The organism is Stenotrophomonas sp. SrG (genome assembly GCF_050031795.1).
Lineage (GTDB): Bacteria > Pseudomonadota > Gammaproteobacteria > Xanthomonadales > Xanthomonadaceae > Stenotrophomonas > Stenotrophomonas rhizophila_A.
Genome location: NZ_JBNBBE010000002.1, coordinates 240,644 through 263,117, shown reverse-complemented (window position 1 = coordinate 263,117; position 22,474 = coordinate 240,644). Strand labels below are relative to the sequence as shown.

The 22,474-nt window shown below is 66.8% G+C and carries 13 protein-coding genes; 8 read left to right on the top strand and 5 right to left on the bottom strand.

All coding sequences use genetic code 11. The annotated features are described in order from the left end of the window. Positions 1-114 precede the first annotated feature (114 nt). The 3 genes from ACQG3P_RS03165 to ACQG3P_RS03155 form a co-directional block, all read right to left on the bottom strand. Complete coding sequence (locus ACQG3P_RS03165) at positions 115-1,356, bottom strand: DUF819 domain-containing protein (protein WP_184125277.1); 1,242 nt, start codon at positions 1,354-1,356, stop codon at positions 115-117. 85 nt (positions 1,357-1,441) lie between these two features. Continuing rightward, positions 1,442-3,505, bottom strand: a complete 2,064-nt coding sequence (locus tag ACQG3P_RS03160; protein ID WP_426804178.1) for a prolyl oligopeptidase family serine peptidase — start codon at positions 3,503-3,505, stop codon at positions 1,442-1,444. A gap of 127 nt (positions 3,506-3,632) precedes the next feature. Then, positions 3,633-5,603: an OPT family oligopeptide transporter gene (locus tag ACQG3P_RS03155; RefSeq protein WP_184125273.1), complete on the bottom strand. Its 1,971-nt coding sequence runs from the start codon at positions 5,601-5,603 to the stop codon at positions 3,633-3,635. Between the two features lie 158 nt (positions 5,604-5,761). On the opposite strand from ACQG3P_RS03155, the gene ACQG3P_RS03150 reads away from it, so the two are divergent. The 3 genes from ACQG3P_RS03150 (at position 5,762) to ACQG3P_RS03140 (ending at position 11,809) form a co-directional block, all read left to right on the top strand. Further along, on the top strand, positions 5,762-6,910 hold the full coding sequence (locus ACQG3P_RS03150; protein WP_426804177.1) for a DUF1624 domain-containing protein: 1,149 nt from the start codon (positions 5,762-5,764) through the stop codon (positions 6,908-6,910). Between the two features lie 326 nt (positions 6,911-7,236). Next, positions 7,237-8,994: a peptide MFS transporter gene (locus ACQG3P_RS03145; RefSeq protein WP_426804176.1), complete on the top strand. Its 1,758-nt coding sequence runs from the start codon at positions 7,237-7,239 to the stop codon at positions 8,992-8,994. Between the two features lie 139 nt (positions 8,995-9,133). Further along, positions 9,134-11,809 (top strand): hypothetical protein, encoded by a 2,676-nt coding sequence (locus ACQG3P_RS03140; protein ID WP_426804175.1) that lies wholly within the window; start codon positions 9,134-9,136, stop codon positions 11,807-11,809. Between the two features lie 43 nt (positions 11,810-11,852). Here the strand turns inward: ACQG3P_RS03140 and ACQG3P_RS03135 are convergent, their stop codons facing one another. Together ACQG3P_RS03135 and ACQG3P_RS03130 are read right to left on the bottom strand one after the other, a co-directional pair. Then, positions 11,853-13,841, bottom strand: a complete 1,989-nt coding sequence (locus tag ACQG3P_RS03135) for an alpha/beta hydrolase family protein (RefSeq protein WP_426804174.1) — start codon at positions 13,839-13,841, stop codon at positions 11,853-11,855. A gap of 162 nt (positions 13,842-14,003) precedes the next feature. Next, the gene (locus tag ACQG3P_RS03130; protein WP_068850096.1) at positions 14,004-14,639 is read right to left on the bottom strand and encodes a LysE/ArgO family amino acid transporter; all 636 of its coding nucleotides are present in this window, start codon (positions 14,637-14,639) and stop codon (positions 14,004-14,006) included. A 133-nt stretch (positions 14,640-14,772) separates the two neighbouring features. On the opposite strand from ACQG3P_RS03130, the gene ACQG3P_RS03125 reads away from it, so the two are divergent. From ACQG3P_RS03125 to mdcA, 5 genes are all read left to right on the top strand, one after another. Then, entirely contained in the window at positions 14,773-15,678 is a 906-nt protein-coding gene (locus tag ACQG3P_RS03125) for a LysR family transcriptional regulator ArgP (RefSeq protein ID WP_095363419.1), read from the top strand. A gap of 88 nt (positions 15,679-15,766) precedes the next feature. Next, positions 15,767-16,354, top strand: coding sequence for a hypothetical protein (locus ACQG3P_RS03120; RefSeq protein ID WP_426804173.1), 588 nt, complete (start codon positions 15,767-15,769; stop codon positions 16,352-16,354). A gap of 138 nt (positions 16,355-16,492) precedes the next feature. Next, complete coding sequence (mqo, locus tag ACQG3P_RS03115; RefSeq protein WP_426804172.1) at positions 16,493-18,190, top strand: malate dehydrogenase (quinone); 1,698 nt, start codon at positions 16,493-16,495, stop codon at positions 18,188-18,190. Between the two features lie 332 nt (positions 18,191-18,522). Continuing rightward, complete coding sequence (locus ACQG3P_RS03110; protein WP_426804171.1) at positions 18,523-20,697, top strand: TonB-dependent siderophore receptor; 2,175 nt, start codon at positions 18,523-18,525, stop codon at positions 20,695-20,697. 125 nt (positions 20,698-20,822) lie between these two features. Beyond that, positions 20,823-22,466, top strand: a complete 1,644-nt coding sequence (gene mdcA / locus ACQG3P_RS03105; RefSeq protein ID WP_306989468.1) for a malonate decarboxylase subunit alpha — start codon at positions 20,823-20,825, stop codon at positions 22,464-22,466. Positions 22,467-22,474 lie beyond the last annotated feature (8 nt).

The following is a 22,474-nucleotide window of genomic DNA, read 5'->3' as shown; positions in this document are numbered from 1 at the left end:
TCATGGATGCTGCGATAAGCCCCATGGATGGGTTCACGCGTGCCCCGCTACCCCCTCCACCCCGCTCCCCCGCGCGCAGAGAACGAAAACGCCAGCGCTTCTACGCAGGAGAACTCAGCCGCCTGCCAAAGCGCGCAACGTAATGCCAACGATGTAAGCGAGATACGTACCAGTCGCATACCCCATTGTCCCGAGCAGCACGCCAACGGGAGCAAGGGAGGGATGGAACGCAGCCGCAACCACGGGAGCAGAAGCCGGCCCGCCGATGTTGGATTGCGAGCCGATGGCGAAGTAGAAGAACGGCACCTTGAGCGCCATGGCCAGTGCGAGCAGCAGCACGATGTGCACGGCGATCCAGATCAGGCCCAGTGCGAACAGCCACGGGCGTTCCAGCAGCGCCAGCAGGTCCATCTGCATGCCGATGCAGGCGATCAGGAAGTACAGCAGCAGCGAGCCCAGCTTCGAAGCGCCCGCGCCTTCCAGGTTGCGCGCGCGGGTGAAGCTCAACGCCAGGCCGCAGGTGGTGGAGATCACCACGACCCACACGAAAGGCGCGTCGAGGCTGAACTGCGAAGCCCACGCCACGTGCCCCTTGAACCAGGCCGATACCGGGCCGGCAATGGCGTGCGACAGGCCCACCGTGCCGAACGCTACCGCCACGATCAGCATCAGGTCGGTCAGGCTCGCCACGCGTTCGTGCTCGGCCTGGAATTTTTCGATGCGCAGTTTCAGTTCATCGATCGCGGATGTATCCGCGCCGGTGCGCGCGTCGATCTTCGCCGCGCGGCCGGCCATGAAGATCAGCACCGCCATCCATACGTACCCTACGCCCACGTCCACTACCGCGAACTGGCCGAAGGTGGTGGCGTTGACGTCGAAGACCTCGCGCATGGCCAGCATGTTGGCGCCGCCGCCGATCCAGCTGCCGGCCAACGCGGCCATGCCCGCCCAGGTATCGCCGGCGACCGTTTCCGGGTGCGCCCACTTCATCAGCATGAAGGCCACCACCGCACCGATCATGATGCTGAAGGACGCGCCCAGGTACATCACGATCAGCTTCGGGCCCAGCCGCAGGATGCCCTTGATGTCCACCGCCAGCGTCAGCAGTACCAGCGCGGCCGGCAGCAGGATGTCGCGCGCGATCGGGTTGTACAGGCTGGTGTTCTGCCCGTCGATCAGGCCCACCGTGTTGTAGATGCCGGGAATCATGTAGCACAGCAGCAGTGCCGGCACGAAGGTGTAGAAGCGCTTCCACAACCCCGTCTCGCGTGAGGCGGTCCAGAACACGGCACCCAGGGTGGCGGCGATGAGGCCGAAAACTACGATGTCGTTCTGGATCAGAGCGGGTGCTTTCACGGAATGGAGCGCCTGGAAAGGGGTGCGCGCGTGCGCGTTGGGTAACCACATATGAAAGCGCCGCCTTTCGGCGGCGCTTTCGACATCACTCGCCGATGTGCTGCTTCAGCCAGCCGTTCACGGTGTCGTGCCACTGCACGCTGTTCTGCGGCTTGAGCACCCAGTGGTTCTCATCCGGGAAGTACAGGAACTTCGACTCGATGCCCTGGCGCTGCGCGGCCGTGAACGCGCCCAGGCCCTGTTCGACCGGAATGCGGAAGTCGAGCTGGCCGTGGATGATCAGGATCGGCTTCTTCCAGTCCGCCACGTGGTTGACCGGGTTGAACTTCTCGTAGTTCTGCGGCTTGGCGAACGGCGTGCCGCCCTGCTCCCATTCCGTGAACCACAGCTCTTCGGTGGCGTAGCCCATCATGCGCTGGTCGAACACGCCGTCATGGTTGACCAGACACTTCCACGGCTCGTTCCAGTTGCCGGCGATCCAGTTGACCATGAAGCCGCCGTAGCTGGCGCCCAGCGCGCAGGCCTTGTCGCCGTTGAGGAACGGGTACTGCTTCTGCGCCGCCGCCCAGCCCTTCTGCAGGTCTTCCAGCGGGCGGTCGCCCCAATGCTGGCTGATCGCATCGGTGAACGCCTGGCCGTAGCCGGTGGAACCGTGGAAATCGATCATCACCACCGCGTAGCCCTGGCCCGCGTAGGTCTGCGGGTTCCAGCGGTAGCTCCAGCCATTGCCGAAGCTGCCCTGCGGGCCGCCGTGGATCAGGAACGCCACCGGGTAGGTCTTGCCTTCCTGGTAGTTGTACGGCTTGACCACGTAACCGTGCACGGTTTCGTTGTTCCAGCCCTTGAACTGGAACTGCTCGTAATCGCCGAAGGCCACGTCGGGCAGCATCTGGCCGGCGCTCGGGGTGATCTCGCGCGGCCTGCTGCCGTCGGCCTGGGCCACCACGATCTGGTCGCCGCTCTTCAGGCTGTTCTTCGTGTAGGCCAGCGTGCTGCCGGCGATCACCGGCGAGCCGACGCTGCCGCCTTCGGCGACCACCGTGGCCTTGCCGGTGGCGATGTCGATGTTGAACAGGCGGTGTTCGCCCAGGTCATCGGCCGCGGTGTAGAAGCTCTTTTCGTCCTGCGACAGCACCACTTCACCGGCCGAACGGTCCCAGTCCGGGGCGATTTCGCGGGTCTCGCCCGAGGCCAGGTCGAGTGCGATCACGCCGAAACGGTCCGCCTCGAAGCCCGGGCGCTTCATCGCGCGGTAGTACAGGGTGTTGCCGTCGGCGCTGAACACCGGGCCGGCATCCCAGGCGGGGTTGGCCGCGGTCAGGTTGACCGGCGCCTGCTTGCCCTCGGCATCCAGGCGGTAAAGGTCGAAGTTGGTCGACCACGCTTCTTCGCGGCCGGCCACGCGGATGCTGGCCACCACGCTTTTGCCATCCGGCGCCCAGGTGAAGTCATCATTGCCGCCGAACGGCTTGGACGGCGCATCGCCGGCCAGCGTTGCGCTGATCGCCGAGGCGCCCTTGACCGCAGCGGCCTTGGCGGCCGGCAGCGGGGCCACGAACAGGGTGTTGCGGCGGCCGTCGTTCCAGGTGTCCCAATGGCGCACGAACAGGCTGTCGAATACTTCACCGGTGTTCTTGCGCGCCTTGTGCGCGTCCAGCTTCTTGCTGGTGCAGGCCAGGTCCGAACCGCAGTCCTGGAACACGCCGGCGCTGAAGGCCACGCGGTCGCCCTGCGGCGAGATCTGGAAGCTGTCCACGTCCACCGCGAAATCGGTCAGCTGGCGCGGGGTGCCGCCGGCCAGCGGCATCGAATACAGCTGCTGGCTGCCGCCCTTGGCGCTGAGGAAGTACACCGTCTGGCCGTCGGCCGAGAGCGCGGCCGAATTGACGTTCCAGCCGGCCGGGGTGAGCGGCTTGGGCGGGGCCGCATCGCGGGTGCGCAGGTTGCGGATGAACAGGCCGGTGCTGGCCTTGCTGTCGGTGCCGACCACGCGCTTGGCGAACACCACGTTGCCGCCATCGGCGGTCAGCAGCGGGGCCGAAACCCGATCCAGCGCGATCATGTCGCGCACATCCAGGCCACGCGTGGCGGCCAGCGACGGCAGCGCGGTCAGCAGGCACAACGGCAACAGGGCGTAACGAAGCTTCATCGGGTTCTCCGCAGAACGGCAAAACGCCGATGGTAGGCCCTGTCATCCCCGTGAAGCAAAGGCCACACGTCATGGAAACGAAAAACCCCGCCGAAGCGGGGTTTTTCACGTTCAGATTGGTTTGCAATCAGACCGCGGTGGCCTTTTTACCGGTGCGGTAGATCAGCCAGCCCACCACGAACAGCACCGCCAGACCGATCCACTGCGCGGCCGGCAGGTGGAACGGCACGGCCAGCACGTCGGCACGGCTGCTGACCACGATCGGCACGGCGATGGCGATGCCCATCAGCGCTTCACCGGTGATCAGGCCGGCAGCGAACAGTACGCCCGGCTTGTGCACGCGGTCGCGGCCTTCTTCATCGTCGGCGCGCACCTTGTGGAAACGCTCGACCAGGTAGGCGATCAGGCCGCCCAGGAAGATCGGCACCATCAGTTCCAGCGGCAGGTAGATACCAATCGCAGCGGCCAGCACCGGCACGCGGAAGCGGGCGTTGCGCGACTTCAGCCAGCTGTCGAAGGCGATGATCGCCGCACCGACCACGGCACCAATGCCAATGAAGGTCCACGGCAGTTCGCCACCGAACAGGCCCTTGGCCACCGACGCCATCAGGTTGGCCTGCGGTGCGGCCAGCGCGTTCGGGTGCAGCTCGGACTTGACGCCGATGCCGTACGCGGTAGCCAGCAGGTTCAGCACCGGTGCCATGATCAGCGCACACGAGAACGCACCGATGCCCAGCATCAGCTGCTGCTTCCACGGCGTTGCACCCACGATGTAGCCGGCCTTGAGGTCCTGCAGGTTGTCGCCGCCGACGGCAGCGGCGCAGCACACCACCGCACCGATCATGATCGCGGCCACCGCACCCAGCGGCGCGCCGCCGACGCCCACCGGCGTCAGCCCATCCTTGCCCAGCAGCAGCACCAGCACCGCCGAGGCGAACAGGATGGTGGAGATGGTGATGCCCGAAACCGGGTTGTTGGACGAACCGATCAGGCCGGCCAGGTAGGCCGAGACCGAGACGAACAGGAAGCCGGCGACGATCATGATGAGGGTCATCGGGATCGACACATGCCACTGGCCCACGATGGCCTGGTACAGCGCCAGCAGCGGCAGGGTGAAGGCCACCAGCGCCACCAGCATCCACTTCATCGGCAGGTCGCGTTCGGTGTGCGCCAGCGCCGGGCCGCCGCTCTTGCGCGCGGCGGCAAAGCCGCTCTTGACGCCGTTGAGCAGCGACTTGCGCAGCGAGATCAGGGTCCACACGCCGCCGATCAGCATCGCGCCCACGCCCAGGTAGCGCATCTTCGCGCCCCAGATGGCGAACGCCGCCTCGGTGGACGAGGCGGTGGCGATCGACGCGGCCAGGGCCGGATCGGTGTTCATGAAGAACGCCTGGTACAGCGGGATGGCGATGTGCCAGGTCAGGATCGAGCCGGACACCACCACGATGCCGACGTTGAGGCCGACGATGTAACCCACGCCCAGCAGCGCCGGCGACAGGTTGGTGCCGATGAACGCGGTGACCTTGGAGCTGCCCACGTAGGCCGAGGTCGCCCAGGCATCGGGAATCAGGCGCATGCCGCTTTCCGCGGCCAGCTTCACCACCGCACCGATCACCGCCGACAGGCCGAGGATCTTCAGGCCCGGGCCCGGGTTCTCACCGGCCTTGAGCACTTCGGCAGCGGCCTTGCCTTCCGGGAACGGAAGCGGGTCTTCGACGATCATCGAACGGCGCAGCGGCACCGAGAACAGCACGCCCAGCAGGCCACCCAGGCCAGCGATGCCCAGCACCCACCAGTACTTGAAGTCCGGCCAGTAGCCCATGATCACCAGCGCCGGGATCGTGAAGATCACACCGGCGGCGATCGACGAACCGGCCGAAGCGCCAGTCTGCACGATGTTGTTTTCCAGGATCGTGCCGCCGCCCAGCAGGCGCAGCACCCCCATGGAGATCACCGCCGCCGGAATGGCCGTGGCGATGGTCAGGCCTGCGAACAGACCCAGGTAGGCGTTGGCCGCCGACAGGATCACCGCCAGCACGATGGCAAGCACCACCGCGCGGAATGTGAGCTGTCTGGGCGCAGCGTCGTCGTTGTTCATGGAAGCCCCTGCTGGCAAAAAATCCTGTCAAACCTAGCCTTCATGCCTTGGTAACGCAAGGCGGGTAGCGCCGGTCGCCGTAATCGGTAAACCCCGGGAATTGGTCGCGCACCCTGATTTGTAATGTTATATCCTGTCACGCCACCACCGGCGCACCCGTGGCCCCCGCCTCCCCCCGCCTGACCTCCATCGACCAGCTGCGCGGCACCGTGATCGTGCTGATGCTGCTGGATCACGTGCGCGAAACCTTCTACCTGCACCAGCAGGTACCCGACCCGATGGTCGTGGACCAGGTCGAGCCCGCCCTGTTCCTCAGCCGCCTGCTCGCCCACCTGTGCGCCCCCGTGTTCGTGCTGCTCACCGGTCTGTCCGCCTGGCTGTACGGCAGCAGCCAGGCCGCCCCCCGCCGCGCCGCCTCCGCCTTCCTGCTCAAGCGCGGCCTGTTCCTGATCCTGCTGGAACTGCTGGTGGTGAATTTCGCCTGGACCCTGCAGTTCCCGCCCAGCGTGATCTACCTGCAGGTGATCTGGGCGATCGGGATCAGCATGGTCGCCCTGGCCGGCCTGCTCTGGCTGCCCCGCCCCGCCCTCGCCGCCCTGGCCCTGGTGGTGATCGCCGGCCACAACCTGCTCGACGGCATCCACGTCAGCGGCGACGGCCCGCTCGCCCTGCTCTGGAAGATCCTGCACCAGCGCGACTGGATCGCCGCCGGCGACGCCCTGCGCCTGCGCACCTCCTACCCCGTGCTGCCCTGGATCGCCGTCATCGCCCTCGGCTACACCCTCGGCCCCTGGTTCGCCCGAACCGGTGATCCCGCCCTGCGCCAACGCCGCCTGCTCTGGGCCGGCGGCGGCGCCCTGCTCGGCTTCGCCCTGCTGCGCGCCGCCAACGTCTACGGCGACGCCCCCTGGCAGGCCATGGCCAGCGCCGGGCAGACCCTGATGAGCCTCTTCAACGTCACCAAGTACCCGCCGTCCCTGCTGTTCCTGCTGCTCACCCTCGGCATCGGCCTGCTGCTCCTGCGCCTCTACGAACACCCCCGGATCGCCCGCGCCCTGGCCCCGCTGGCCAGCATCGGGGCCGCCCCGATGTTCTTCTACCTGCTGCACCTGTATGTGCTGAAGCTCCTCTACGTCGCCGCAGAAGCGCGCTGGGGCCAGACCCACGGCGCCTATTTCGCCGTGGACCACGTATGGCAGTTGTGGCTGATCACCGCCGCGCTGGCGCTGGCCCTGTATTGGCCAACGCGCGCGTTCGCGCGCCTGAAGGCACGCCGCAAAGACCTGGTCTGGTTGCGGTACCTGTAGAGCCACCCCATGGGTGGCTGCCGGATACACCGCGAAGAGCAGCCACGCATGGCGTGGCTCTACGCGGCCTTTCGTTCCGACATCGCAATCTTTGAGGGGCGCGGGGCGGTAGGCCCCAGCGGGACCTTGAGCAGCATGGATGCTGCGATGAGCCCCATGGATGGGTTCACGCGCGTCCCGCTGGGGCCTGCCGCCCCGCAACCCAGCAGGTGAAAGTGAATCGCCAGGCTGTCGGTGCAGACCCAACAGCGTACCGACCAACGGTCGGCACCTACCGAGGGACTGGTCGAGTGATAATCGCGACCTGTTTTGTCGCTTATCGCCTAATGACCGCCACCGCCCTTTCCGCTTCCGACGACTTCCTTGGCCACCCCAAAGGCATTTACGTCTGCTTCTTCACCGAGATGTGGGAGCGCTTCTCGTTCTATGGCATGAAGGCGCTGCTGCTGCTGTACCTCACCAAGTACCACCTGTTCGGCGACAAGGCAGGCCTTGACCTGCTCGGCGCCTACGGCGGCCTGGTCTACTGCATTCCCGTGTTCGGCGGCCTGCTCGCCGACCGCTGGCTGGGCATGCGCAAAGCCGTTGTGTTCGGCGGCATCCTGCTCGTCCTCGGCCACCTCGGCATGGCCTTCGAAGGCCACGCCGCCACCCGCATCGACGGCCAGATCGTGCGCGACGATGCCGCCCTCGGCATCACCTACCTCTCCCTTGCCCTCATCATCATGGGCGTCGGCTTCCTCAAGCCCAACATCTCCACCATCGTCGGCAAGCTCTACCCCAAAGGCGACCCCCGCCGCGATTCCGGCTTCTCCCTGTTCTACGCCGGCATCAACCTCGGCGCCCTGTTCGCCTCCCTCGTCTGCGGCTTCCTCGGCGAAGCCTACGGCTGGAAATACGGCTTCGGCGCCGCCGGCATCGGCATGGTCATCGGCCTGGCCATGTTCCTGTGGGGCCAGAAGTACCTGCAGGGCCACGCCGAACCCACCAACGTCGCCGCCCTGCGCCAGCGCGTTGCCGGCATCCCCCGCGAATGGTTGATCTACGGCATCGCCGTGCTCGGCGTCATTCCCGTGGCCGCCCTCATGTGGTCCGCCGCCAACGGCGCCTTCGCCATCGGCGGCGAAATCAGCCTCGCCCTGCTGCTCATGGTGGTCGTGCTCGGCGGCGTCCTGCTCTGGTTCGCCTGGTTCACCGGCACCCGCTGCACCCCCGTGCAACGCCAGCAGATGATCGCCCTCATGGCCCTGATCTTCATGGCCCTGGTGTTCTTCACCCTGTACGAGCAGACCTACGGCTCCTGGGTCACCTTCACCGACCGCATGCTCACCAAAGACCTTGTCCCCGCGCTGGTGATCCAGGGCGGCACCCCGATCCCGTGGTCGATCGCCTCCCTGCTGCTGGCGCCGCTCGGTTTCGTGGTCGCCGCACGCCTGTCCGAACGCCGCCCAGGTTCCACCGCCCCGCGGAACCTGTTCATCGCCATCGTCGCCCTGATGCTGGTGCTACTGGTCCGCGACTGCCTGGTGATTCCGCAGACCGCCGGCTCGCTCACCTACCTGGGCGGCCTGTTCCTGGTCGTGCTTGCCCCGCTGTTCGCCGTGCTGTGGGCGTGGCTCGACAAGCGCCGCCTTGACCCTTCCAAGCCGGTCAAGTCTTCGCTCGGCCTGGTGTTTGCCGCGCTCTCCTTCATCCCGCTCGCCCTCGCTGCCCAGCAGGTCGGCAGCACCGGCCAGATGGCCAGCGTGTGGTGGCTGGTGCTGGCCTACCTGGTGCTGGAGATCGGCGAGATGTGCTTGTCGCCGGTGGGCCTGTCCGCCGTCACCCAACTGGCCGCGCCGCGCGTGGTGAGCCTGATGATGGGCACCTGGTTCCTGGCCACCGCGTTCTCCGAAACGCTCGCCGCGCTGTTCGGCAAGCTCGCCGCCATTGAAGTGCCCGAAGGCGAAACCATGGACATCGCCGCGGCCGCTGCCAGCTACGAACACCTGTTCTGGCTGCTGATGTGGATCGGCCTGGGCTGTGCTGCCGTGGCATTGGCCGGCTCGCCGCTGCTGAAGCGGATGATGCACGGGGTCAAGTAAGCCGCCGCACGCCATGCACATAAACACTTCCTAACACCATTCGATCCGGTCACAGTCCGACGGGATTGGAATAAGTTGTAGATACTCGGTTTGTATCGCTCCCCACCATGGCGCTCCCTGCGTTCATGGAACTTTCCCAATGCGTCACGCTGCTCCGTCCCACCGCCCGCTCGCCGTGCTCATCGCGCTGGCATTGTGCACCTCGCTTTCGTTGCCCGCACATGCGGGCAACGCCGATGCAGAAGCTGTCGATTGCGACATCGATCCTGACCACAGCGTGTGTGAGGCGCAGGACGAAGCAACATCCAGCACCACCCCGTGGCTGATTGGCGGCGTCGCGCTGGCAGGTGCCGCCGCAGCGGCGGCAGGTGGTGGCGGCGGTGGTGGTGGTGGCAGTGACGGAGGCGGTGGTGGAGGCGGTCTCCCGCCGGGTTCGGAAGGCGGCCAGTACGGCGGCAACCAGTTCCTGGCCGGACCGGGCAGCGAGATCAGCTGGGACCGCAACGTGGAAACCCGCGTCACCGGCGCGGCCCGCAACGAAGGCAGCCTGCGCATCAACGCCGGCACCCTCAGCGTGCGCAATGACGGCCACCTGCGCAACACCGGCACCCTGCGCATCGGCCAGGCCGCCAGCCTGGTGGTGGAGAACGATGGTGACCTGGACAACCATGGCACCCTCGAACTGCACGGCCAGCTGCAGCTGCGCCGCGATGGCAGCCTGGAGAACCACGGCAGCCTGCAGGCGCAGGGTACGACGATCCAGCTGGATGGCGAGTCCGACATCGAGAACCTCGGCGACATGCAGCTGCGCGACACCGTGGTCAGCATGGGCGGCGAGAGCGAATTCGACAACGGCGAACGCCGCCGCAACGCCACGCTCGGCGTCCAGGGCGGCGGCTTCGCGCTGACCGGCATGGCCGAGTTCGAGAACCACGGCACCGTCCACGCCGGCGGCACGCTCAACCAAGGTTCGCTGGTGCATGCGGTGACCGCGCGCGTCGGCAACGAGCGCGACATCATCGAGGCCTTCGACAACCATGGCCTGATCACCCTGCAGGGCAACGCGCGCGTGCTCAGCCTGGTGGCCGACAGCCATGCCAGCGCCGGCATCAACCGCGCCGGCGCGCAGATCATCAGCCACGCCCAGCGGCAATCGGCGATGCATGCCGAAGGCGCGCAGGCGACGCTGATCAACCAGGGCACGCTGACCGTGACCGGTGACGGTGCGGTGGCGATGACCGGCGCGCGCGGCGCCACGCTGATCAACGACGGGGTGATCAACCTCGGCGTGGCCGGCGGCTACAACGGCCAGAACATGGTGGCCATGCATTCCGACGGCTCGGCCACGCTCAACAACCGCCGCGGCGGGGTGATCAACATCCATGCCGACAACTCGCACGCGTTCCGGATGGGCGCCGGCGGCGGCGGCCGCCTGATCAACAACGGCCAGGTCAATGTGTATGGCAATGGCAGCGGCGTGCATGCCGACCAGCCGACACAGGATGCCGATCGCCCCGCCCCCGACCTGGGCTGGCAGGCACCGCGCGGCGTATCGGGCTACACGGTGGGCACCCATGCCGATGGCAGCGCCGGACAGATGGTGCTGCATGAGGGCGGTGAACTGGTCGACGTCCGTGTTGATACCGGGTTCACCCGCGGCACCGACGATTCGCAGATCCGCCTGGAGGACGTCTTCGTCGGCGCCGACGGCGGCGATGACAACATCGCCAGCGCCACGGTGGTGTGGCAGGCGCAGGCCGAGCGCGACGCGGCCGGCAATGTCGACGTGGTGATGACCCGCAACGACTACCGCGATATCGCCGATGCCGACACCCAGAGCGTCGCCGCAGCGCTGGAGGCGGGCTACGCCAACAATGCGCTGTACCACAGCCTGGAAGTGGCTGACGCTGCTGAGTTCAACCACGCCCTGCAGCAGTTGTCCGGCAACGGCCTGGCGGCCGCCAGCATGCGCCTGGCCGCCAACGGCGACGCGTTCTGGTCGAGCCTGGCCCGCGCCAGGCCCGGCAACGGCACCCACATGGTCGCGTTCGGACCGGGCACGGCCACGGCGTCGGGCGTGCAGGGTACCGGCACCGGCGTGCAGGTCGCGATGGCGCTGGGGGGCGGTCGGCAGCTGCTGCTGCGCACCGGCCTGCTGGGCTCGGATTTCTCCACCGATGGCGGCCAGACGCGTTCGCAATCGCGGTTTGCCGGGGTGGGCATGGCCCAGGCGCTGGGCGCGTTCACCCTGCAGCACACGCTGGGCAACGAATGGCACCAGACCGATGGCCAGCGCCAGTTGCACTGGGGCAGCACGCGCATGAGCGCGCACAGCCAGCGCACGCTGTCGCGTACCCGCGTGGGCAGCACGCTGGGCATGGAACTGGCCGGCGGCGGGCTGCGCTGGCAGCCGCGCCTGGGGGCAACGGCGTATCACGCGCGCGAGGGTGCTTTCCATGAGTATGGTGCCGGCGCATTGGGATTGTCGGTCGGCGCAGGAACGCGCAGTGGTGTGCAGCTGGAGCTGGGCACCGCCTTCAGTGGGCGCCTCGGCCATGGGTGGACCCTGCGCGGTGATGCATCCGCATTCCGGTCGGTGGCGTATCGCGCCGACGCGCGCACGGCCACGCTCCACGGTGCAGGCGATCACGCGTTCACCGTTCCAGGGTTGGCGCCGTCCGGACTGGATTACCGGGTGATGCTGGGCGCCGATTATCGCTACCTGCGCGCCGACCTTGGCGGTGCGGTGATGGCGGAACGGCTGATGGGCGTTCGCGATGTGCAGGCGCAGATGCAGGTACGCATGGCGTTCTGATGCGGCCTGCGGAAGGCGGGGCGGCAATGCCGCCCCGCCTTCGTCATGGTTGCGCTGCGGTTGACGCCGAGGCGGTCTTGCCACCCAGGCTGCGCGACAGGAACGCCAGCAGCTTGCCGTAATACTCGCGGCGATGCGGGTCGGTGTAGAAGCCATGGCCTTCGGTGGAGTAGTACAGCGATTCCACCGGCACGCCGGCCTTCTGCAGCGCCGCCTCCATGCGCTTGGTGTGCTGGATCGGGGCGCGCTCGTCTTCGCCGCCCGCCGCCAGGAACACCGGCACTTTGATGCGGTCGGCAAGGTTGACCGGCGAAACCGCGGCCACGTCATTGGGGCTGCCCAGCCATTCCTTCAGGTAGGTGCTGCCCGAACCGCTGCGCTGGACATCGCCGGTGGTGTGCATCATCGGCAGGTCGTACACGCCGACGTAGCCGGCGGCGCAGCGGTACATGCCCGGCTCGCGGGCCGCGCCCATCATCGCCGCGTAAGCGCCGTAGCTGGCGCCATAGATGCAGACCCGGGCGGGGTCGGCGTGGCCCTGGCTGATCGCCCAGCGGGTCGCATCGGTCACGTCGTCCTGCATGGCGGCGCCCCACTGCTTGGCGCCGGCGTGCCGGTAGGCACGGCCGAAGTTGCCCGAACCACGGAAGTTGACCTGCAGCACGGCGTAGCCTGCCGCGGCCAGCATCTGCGCTTCGGAATCGTAGCTGCCGTCGTCGAACACGCCGAACGGGCCGCCATGCGGCATCACCACCATCGGCGGCTTCGCCCCTGCCGACGCGGCCGGCAGGGTGAGGTAGCCGTGCAGCTCCATGCCGTCGCGCGCCTTGAACGCATACGGCTGGACCTTCGCGGCGGTGTCCGGGTCGATCCACGCGCCGCGGCTGATCAGGTGGTCGGCCTTCTTGGCGACCGTGTCGAAGATGTAGAAGTCACCTGGATTGCTTCCCGACCAGGTTTCCACCAGCACACTGCGGCCATCGCGCGTGCTGGAGGCGATGAACACCGCATCACCGCCGAACGCGGCTTCCAGGCTGCGGTACAGGCGCGCGTCGGCCGAGGTTTCGTCGAAGAAGCGGGTGCGCGGCTTGTCGCCCAGGTAGAGCGCGCCGACCGGAACACGGGTGCCGGGGCGGTAGATCAGACGGTCCGGGTCTACGACGGGATCGCGCAGCAACGGGCTGCGGGTGCCGGTGACCGGGTCCCAGGTCACGATGGCATCGGGGCCGTTGGCCTGCTGCACCTGCAGGTAGGCGGTCTTGCCGTCTTCGGAGAAACCAAGCGCGGTTTCGATGCGGCCGGTATCGGCCTCATCGTTCACCAGCTTCCAGGTATCGCCGATGGCATCGCGGTAATAGAGCTTGTTGACGTTGTCGATACCGGCACCGTGGGCGAAGCGGATCTGCCCGCTCGGGTCGCTGGTGAAATCGGCGCGGCGTACCGGCGACCGGGCCACGGTCACACGGCGGCCGCTGGCGATATCCATGCGATCGACACGGGTGTAGGGATCTTCGGAGAACGGCCACACCGAGACCAGCACGTTGCGCTCGTCCTGCGGCATCGAATCGATCAGGAAGGCGGCGACCGCTTCGACCTTCTTCGGTTGGATGCGGGTGCCCGGACCGTTGCCTTCCACTCGATAGCCGACCAGCAGTTCGCCGCGGCCGCCATTGGCGTTCATGGCGTACAGCTCACCGGTGAGCTGCGGCTGGTCGAGGCTGCCGAACTTTTCGGCCAGGCCGATCAGCACGCGCTCGTTGTTGACCCAGTAGAAACTGGTGGCGTGGTTGTTGCGCGGCGGCACGAACGAACCGGTGACCTTGCCGGTGGCGCGGCTGAGGATGGCCAGTGCGGTGCGGTCTTCCATCGGCACGGTAGCCGCGTAGTAGTCCCCGCCCGGTGACAGCTTGATGTCGGTGAACGTGTCGCGCTTGAGATAACGCTCAAGCTCCAGCTCCGCCGCAGCCACCTGCCCCACCGCCCCGCACAGCAGGGCCAAGACGGCCAGGGCCGCCCATTTCGAGTACTTCATCCTTCCCCCTCCAACCAGACACCTTGTCCGTGATGGGCGATTCTAGACAGTTCGGCGTGGGGCAAGCCAGTGGCGACGTTCCCGCGCGCTTTCGGGACAGGAAAGAAAAATGGCACCGCGAACGGTGCCATTTGGACGTGCATTGACGGAGAGAGAGAGAGATCAATGCACGCCGCGGAACGCCAGGCTGAGGGCCAGGATGGACAGGATCACGGCGATGGTGCCGTCGAGGATCCGCCAGGTGCGAGGTTTGGTGAACAACGGGGCCAGCAGGCGGGCACCGAGGCCCTGGGCGGTCAGCCACAGGCAGCTGGCGGTGACCACGCCGGCGGCGAACGCCATGCGGGCATTGCCGAAGTTTTCGGCAATGGAGCCGATCACCATCATGTCCAGCCAGAAGTGCGGGTTGATCAGCGAGAAACCGACCGCAGCGGTCAGCACGGCGCGGCGCGAGGTGTTGTCGCCGTCATCGACCTGCATGCCGCCGCCACCGGCCAGCGCGCGCCGGGCCGACTGCCAGGCGTACCAGCTGAGGAACGCCACGCCGCCCCACAGCACCACGGTGGTCAGCCAGGGCAATGCCTGGGTCAGGGTGCGCAGGCCGGCCACGCTGGCGAAGATGAAGATGGCATCGATCGCCGCGCAGGTCGCCACGACCGGCACGATGTGCTTGCGCAGGATGCCCTGGCGCAGGATGAAGGCGCTCTGGGCCCCGACCACGGCGAACAGGCCGATGCCGGCTGCGGCACCACTGAGCCACGCGGCCAGACCGGGGCCGCCGGAAATGAAGGAGAACATGGGATACCACCTGTGTTGCTGGGGGGCGGTGCCTCGCCAAGGCGTACAGCACCGTGATGGCGCGTATTGTCGCGCCGCAACATGGAAAAGTAGAGCTAAACTTACTTAACCATCTTTAGCGGAACTTAAGACGATGCGCATCGACCATGCCCAGCTCCGCGCCTTGGCGGCGGTGATCCGCGAAGGCAGTTTCGACCGGGCGGCGCAGTCGCTCAATGTCACCGCCTCGGCGGTGTCGCAGCGGGTGAAAGCGCTGGAAGACCGGGTCGGGCGGCTGCTGGTCAAGCGCTCTTCGCCGGCGGTGGCCACGCCGGAAGGCCAGGTGCTGGTGCAGCTGGCCGAGCAGACGGCGCTGCTGGAGCACGATGCGCTGCACCGGATGGGTATTGCCGATGAGGACCTGCCGCACGCCAGCATCCCGGTGGCGGTGAACCACGACAGCCTGGAAACCTGGTTCCCGGAGGCGGCGCTGAATTTCGCGCGGCAGACCGGGACGACGCTGGACCTGCGCTCGGAGGACCAGGACCACACGGTGGCGCTGCTGCGCCAGGGCGCGGTGCTGGGCGCGGTGACCACGCTGGACGAGCCGGTGCAGGGCTGCCAGATCCACGCGCTGGGCAGCATCCGCTATGCGGCCACGTGCACGCAGGCCTTCCACGACCGCTACTTTGCCAAGGGGGTGAACGCGCAGTCGCTGGCCCAGGCGCCGGTGCTGGTGTTCAACCGCAAGGACGACATGCAGGCACGGTTCGCGCGGCGGCTGGCCGGCGACGACCTGCCGATGACGGCGCCGACCTGGTGGATTCCGTCAACGCGGGCGTTCGTGCAGGCCAACGTGGGCGGGCTGGGCTGGACGATGAACCCGCTGCCGCTGGTCAAGCGCCACCTGGACGCGGGGCGGCTGGTGCTGATGAAGCCGCGCGCGTGGGAAGACGTGCCGCTGTACTGGCAGCACTGGAAGGGCGACGTGCAGACGATGGCGCTGCTGACCAGGGCCGTGCTGGCGGCGTCGGCGACGCTGGTGCGCCGCAGACGGTAGGTACCCCACCGTTGGTGGGTACGCCTTCACGTGCCGACCAGCGGTCGGCACCTACCGTGGCCTTCAAGCATCCAGCGCGGGGCATTCGATGGAATCGGATCCGGTCTATCTGCATATCCGGGTGGTGCTGAGCATCATCCTGGGGTTGAGCATCACCACGCTGGTGAAGGGATTGGCGTCGATCATCGAGCACCCGGCCCGGCGTGGCGGATGGTCGGGCATCCATCTGTGCTGGCTGCTGTGGACGCTGGTGTCCGTGGTGACGTTCTGGTGGTGGGAGTTCCGGCTGGCGGAGGTGCGGCAATGGACGTTCGGGCTGTATCTGTTCGTGATCGGCTATTGCGCGAGCTGGTACATGCTGTGCGTGCTGCTGCTGCCCGATGACCTGCGCGAGTACGGCAGTTACGAGACGTACCTGATTGAACGGCGCGTGGGGTTCTTCGGCATGCTGGCGCTGGTGACCCTGCTGGACCTGGGCGACACGGCGATCAAGGGTCACAGCCGCTGGCAGATGCTCGGCGAGGCGTACCCGGTGCATACCGGGATCATGCTGGTGATTGCCGGGGTGGGCATCGCAAGCCGTTCGCGACGGGTGCACCTGGGGCTGGCCGTGCTGGCGCTTGTTTACCAGTGCGGGTATTTCCTCGCTGAATATTTCACCTTGGGGTCCGATTGATCCCTGCGATGCTGCGTTGCACCAAATCCGTACCGGTTCGGGCTAAAATTGGGCCCTGGATGCGCCAAGAGCTTGTTTCTTCACGCTTCTTCCACGAAGCGCCGTCATCCTGCCCTCATCTCCCCACATGAGATATCCATGAAAAAGTTAGCGAAGGTCGTCCTCGGCCTGTTCGTGCTGTTGCTGATCGCAGCGGCCGTGTTCCTGTACTGGCCCCTCCACCAGCGTTCGGTTCCGGCTGCGGGTAACGACAAGCCGGTCGACGTCGTGCTGGTCGGCGGCGGCATCATGAGCATCACCCTGGCCACCTTCCTGCAGGAACTGCAGCCAGACTGGAACATCCAGGTGTTCGAACGCCTCGACGGCGTGGCCCTGGAAAGCTCCGATGGCTGGAACAACGCCGGCACCGGGCATTCGGCCTTCGCCGAACTGAACTACACCCCGGAACTGCCCGATGGCAGCATCGAGACCAAGCGCGCGGTCGGCATCGCCGAGCAGTTCGAGATCTCCCGCCAGTTCTGGTCGCACCAGGTCAAGGAAGGTCGGCTCAGCCAGCCGTCCGACTTCATCAACCCCACCCCGCACATGAGCTTCGTGTGGGGCGATGACAACATCGCCTACCTGCACAAGCGCCAGCAGGCGCTGGTCAGGAATCCGCTGTTCTACGGCATGCAGTACTCCGAAGACCCGGCGCAGATCAAGGCCTGGGCCCCGCTGCTGATGGAAGGCCGCGACCCGAACCAGAAGGTCGCCGCCACCTGGATGCCGCTGGGCACCGACGTCAACTTCGGTGTGATCACCCGCCAGCTCACCGCCGGCCTGCAGCGCAACCCGAACTTCAGCCTGCACCTGGAACATGAAGTCCGCGCCCTGCGCCAGAACGACGACAAGACCTGGAACGTCACGGTCAAGGACCTCAACGCCGGCACTGAATCCACCCTCAAGTCGCGCTTCGTGTTCATCGGCGCCGGCGGCGCCGCGCTCAAGCTGCTGCAGCTCTCCAACATCCCCGAAGCCAAGAACTACGCCGGCTTCCCGGTCGGCGGCCAGTTCCTGGCCTTCAAGTCCCCGGCCATCGCCGGCCGCCACGGCGTCAAGGCCTACGGCATGGCCGAGACCGGCTCGCCGCCGATGTCCGTGCCGCACCTGGATTCGCGCAAGCTCGATGGCAAGCCGGTGGTCCTGTTCGGCCCGTTCGCCCTGTACAGCACCAAGTTCCTCAAGCACGGCTCTTGGTTCGACCTGTACTCCTCGGTCAACCACAACAACGTGGCCGGCATGCTCGACGTCGGCGCGGAGAACCTGGACCTGGTGAAGTACCTGATGGGCCAGGCCCGCCTCAACGACGACGACCGCCAGGCCGAACTGCTCAAGTACTTCCCCAACGCCAAGCGCGAGGACTGGGAACTGGTCACCGCCGGCCAGCGCGTGCAGATCATCAAGCACGACCCGGAAAAGGCCGCCGTCCTGCAGTTCGGCACCGAAATCGTCACCGACAAGGACCACACCCTGGCCGCCCTGCTCGGCGCCTCCCCGGGTGCCTCGACCTCCCCGCCGATCATGCTGGACCTGCTCAAGAAGGCCTTCCCCGAGCAGATGGCCGCCGGCTGGGAAGCCCGCCTGGCCCAGATCGTGCCGTCCTACGGGCGCAAGCTCAACGACAGCCCGGCCCTGACCAACGAGATCCGCCGCCAGACCAGCGACACCCTGCGCCTGCCGTACCTGGACGTGCCGGTGGAGACGAGCCCGGCAGTGATGCTGACGCCGCCGCCGGTGGCCCCGGCAGCGCCGGCCAAGGAAAAGCGCAACGCCAACGAGGAATTGCAGGCGTTGTGAGCCTTTCCGGCACCGCGTAGACACGCATGGCGTGTCCCTACAACCGGCCCTCGCGGGCCGGTTTTTTTTTGCCTTTGCCTGTTCCGGCCGCCCCAAGCCATTCGTCAGGGGTGCGGGGCGGCAGGGGGTAGCGGGACCTTGAGCAGCATGGATGCTGCGATGAGCCCCATGGAAGGGTTTACGCGCGTCCCGCTACCCCCTGCCGCCCCGCGCCCCAACTCGTAGAAAGGAGACGCCCTCGCTTTCAGCTCGTTAAATTATTGTAATTAGAATACGAACGATTTACATTTGCGTCCCGTTGTGCACCCACCTGCCTCTGCTGAGACCCCCGCATGTCCTTCCGTTCCCTCCCCTCTGCTTCCGTCCGCCGTGCCCCGCTGGGCCTGGCCCTGCTCTCCGTGCTGTCGCTGGCCTCGCCCCTGGCCCTGGCTGACACCGTCGATGCCGGCAGCAGTGCCGCCGATGCCAAGACCCTGGACCAGGTGAACGTCGTCGGCTCCCAGCGCGCGCCGTCCAGCACCACCCGCCTGCCCATCACCCTGCAGGAAACCCCGCAGTCCACCAGCGTCCTCGCCCTCGACCGCATCCAGAACGAATCGCTGTTCTCGATCAACGACGTCATGCGCAACATCACCGGCGTCAACGTCTCCTTCTACGACACCCAGCGCCCCCTGTACTACGCACGCGGCTTCACCATCACCGACTTCCAGGTCGACAGCCTGCCCACCTACAGCGGCTCCACCAACCAGGAATACGACACCGCCTTCTACGACCGCATCGAAGTCATCCGCGGCGCCAACGGCCTGCTCAGCGGCGCCGGCATTCCCTCGGCAACCGTCAACCTGCTGCGCAAGCGCCCCGGCAAGGAGTTCGACGCCTCCTTCGCCATCAGCGCCGGCAGCTGGGACTTCCGCCGCATGGAAGCCGACGTCAACGCCCCGCTCACCCGCGATGGCCGCTTCCGCAGCCGCGTCGTTGCCGCCTATACCGATCGCGAGCTGTATTACGACCGCTACAAAGAAGACAAGATGGCCGGCATGGCCGTGCTGGAAGGCGACCTGACCGATTCCACCACCGTCACCGTCGGCTACCAGCGCCAGGACAACAACCCGGTCGGCTCCACCTGGGGCACCGTGCCCTTCTTCAACAGCGACGGCACCTTCGCCCACCTCCCCCGTGAAACCAACATGGCCCCCAAGTGGAGCTACTGGCAGCGCGAAACCAGCACCGCCTTCGCCAACCTCGAACAGCGCTTCGGTGAAAACTGGCTGCTCAAGCTCAACACCGCCTACACCCGCGGCAACGTCCAGAACGTGCGCGTCTACGGCAGCGGCTACCCCGATCCCGTGAGCGGTGCCGGCACGTACCTGCTGGCCGGTGCCGGCGATGCCGAAGACACCCGCAAGGGCGCCGACCTGTTCCTGTCCGGCACCTTCCCCGCCTTCGGCCGCGAACACGATGTCGTCGTCGGTGGCAGCTGGTCCGACCTCGAAGCCACCACCTGGACCCTTACCTCGGTGGCCAACTGGCGCTACAACATCCCCGACATCCGCAACTGGAACGGCGACATTCCCGAGCTGACCGCCAGCCGCACCGGCGCCCGCCGCATCGCCCGCACCCGGCAGAGCGGCGTGTACGCCTCCACCCGCCTGCGCCTGGCCGATCCGCTGTCGATGATCGCCGGCGCGCGCCTGAGCCGCTGGGAAACCCTGACCCGCGCCTACAACGCCGCCGGCACCTACACCGGCACCAGCGGCCAGTACAAAGTCACCGACGAGGTCACTCCCTACGTCGGCCTGGTCTACGACATCGTGCCCGACTTCTCGGTGTACGCCAGCTACACCGAAATCTTCAACCCGCAGAACTACAAGGACCGCAACGAGAACCTGCTCGCCCCGGTCGAAGGCTCCAACCTGGAAGCCGGCATCAAGTCGCAGTGGTTCGACGGCCGGCTGACCGCCAACGCCGCGATCTTCGAAGCCAAGCAGGACAACTACGCCGTGCGCGACATGAGCCTGCCGGACGGCTCACTCAGCGATGGCACCTCGGCCTACATCGGCGTCAACGGCACCAAGTCGCGCGGCTGGGAAATGGACATCAACGGCGAGATCCGCCCGGGCTGGACCGTCAATGCCGGCTACACCCACGTCAAGGTGACCCGTGCCAGCACCGACCTGATCTACGCCAACCTGCCCGAGGACTTCCTGCAGCTCAACACCAGCGTGCGCCTGCCCGGCGCGCTGGACCGCCTGACCGTGGGCGGCGGCTTCTCCTGGCAGAGCGAAGTGGAGGGCTACAACATCCCCTACCCGCTGGGCGGCACCCGCACCGTGCGCCAGCCGGCCTACATGCTGGTCAACCTGCACGCCAACTACCAGATCAGCGACAGCTGGACTGCCACCCTGAGCGTGCGCAACGCGTTGGACAAAACCTACTGGGCCAACCTGGACTACAACAACTACGGCGAACCGCGCTTCATTTCCGCGAGCCTGCGCTGGAAATACTGATCCGCCGCGCGGTTGAAATCTGAATAGGCCCGCCTCCTGGCGGGCCTTTCTTTTGCTGCGCTGCGGGTTGCACCACCGTCCGTAATTATGGCGTAATTACCAAAACGCCATTCGGATGCCCGTCGATGAACCCCAGTTGGGACACCTTGGAGCGTGGCCGCCAGGCCCGGCTTGAACGCGCCGCCCCCTGGGCGCGCGGCCGCAACGTCGCCGCCAACGATGCCATCGCCCTGCTGCACGCCCTGCTGGAGCCGGGCGACAAGGTCTGCCTGGAGGGCAACAACCAGAAACAGGCCGATTTCCTCGCCCAGTGCCTGGCCGACCTCGACCCGGCCCGGGTCCATGACCTGCACATGGTGCAGTCGGTGCTGTCACTGCCCTCGCACCTGGATGTGTTCGAACGCGGCATCGCCTCCAGGCTCGACTTCTCCTTCTCCGGCCCGCAGTCGGTGCGGCTGGCCAACCTTGTGTCCGAAGGGCGCATCCAGATCGGTGCGATCCATACCTACCTGGAACTGTTCGGCCGCTACTTCATCGACCTCACCCCGCGCGTCGCACTCGTTGCCGCCCAGGCCGCCGACCGCCACGGCAACCTCTACACCGGCCCCAACACCGAAGACACCCCGGTGATCGTCGAGGCCACCGCGTTCGGCGGTGGCATCGTCATCGCCCAGGTCAACGAGATCGTCGACACCCTGCCCCGCGTCGACATCCCCGCCGACTGGGTCAACTTCGTGGTGCAGGCGCCGCGCCCGAACCACATCGAACCGTTGTTCACCCGCGACCCGGCGCAGATCTCGGAAATTCAGGTACTGATGGCGATGATGGCCATCAAGGGCATCTACGCCGAATACGGGGTCAACCGGCTCAACCACGGCATCGGGTTCGATACCGCCGCCATTGAACTGCTGCTGCCCACCTACGCCGAATCGCTCGGGCTGAAGGGAAAAATCTGCCAGCACTGGGCGCTCAACCCGCACCCGGCGTTGATCCCGGCGATCGAATCGGGCTTCGTCAAATCCGTGCACTCGTTCGGCTCCGAACTGGGCATGGAGAAGTACATCGCCGCGCGCGGGGATGTGTTCTTCACCGGCGCCGACGGCTCGATGCGCTCCAACCGCGCGTTCTCGCAGACCGCCGGGCTGTATGCCTGTGACATGTTCATCGGTTCCACCCTGCAGATCGACCTGCAGGGCAACAGCTCCACCGCCACCCGCGACCGCATCGCCGGCTTCGGCGGCGCGCCCAACATGGGCTCGGACGCACGCGGCCGCCGCCATGCCAGCGACGCCTGGTTGAAGGCTGGCCAGCAGGCCGCGCGCCCCGGTGAAATGCCACGTGGGCGAAAACTGGTGGTGCAGATGGTGGAAACCTTCCGCGAGCACATGGCGCCGGCGTTCGTTGATCGGCTGGATGCGTGGGAACTGGCCGAACGTGCGGCCATGCCGCTGCCGCCGGTGATGATCTATGGCGACGACGTCAGCCATGTGCTCACCGAAGAGGGCATCGCCAACCTGCTGCTGTGCCGCACCCCGGAGGAACGCGAACAGGCCATCCGCGGCGTGGCCGGCTACACCGCCGTGGGCCTGGGCCGCGACCGCGCGATGGTCGAGAACCTGCGCGACCGTGGCGTGATCCAGCGCCCGGCCGACCTGGGCATCCACGTGCGCGATGCCAGCCGCGACCTGCTGGCCGCGCGTTCGGTGAAAGACCTCGTGCGCTGGTCCGGCGGCCTGTACGACCCGCCCAAGCGCTTCCGCAACTGGTAAGGGAACCT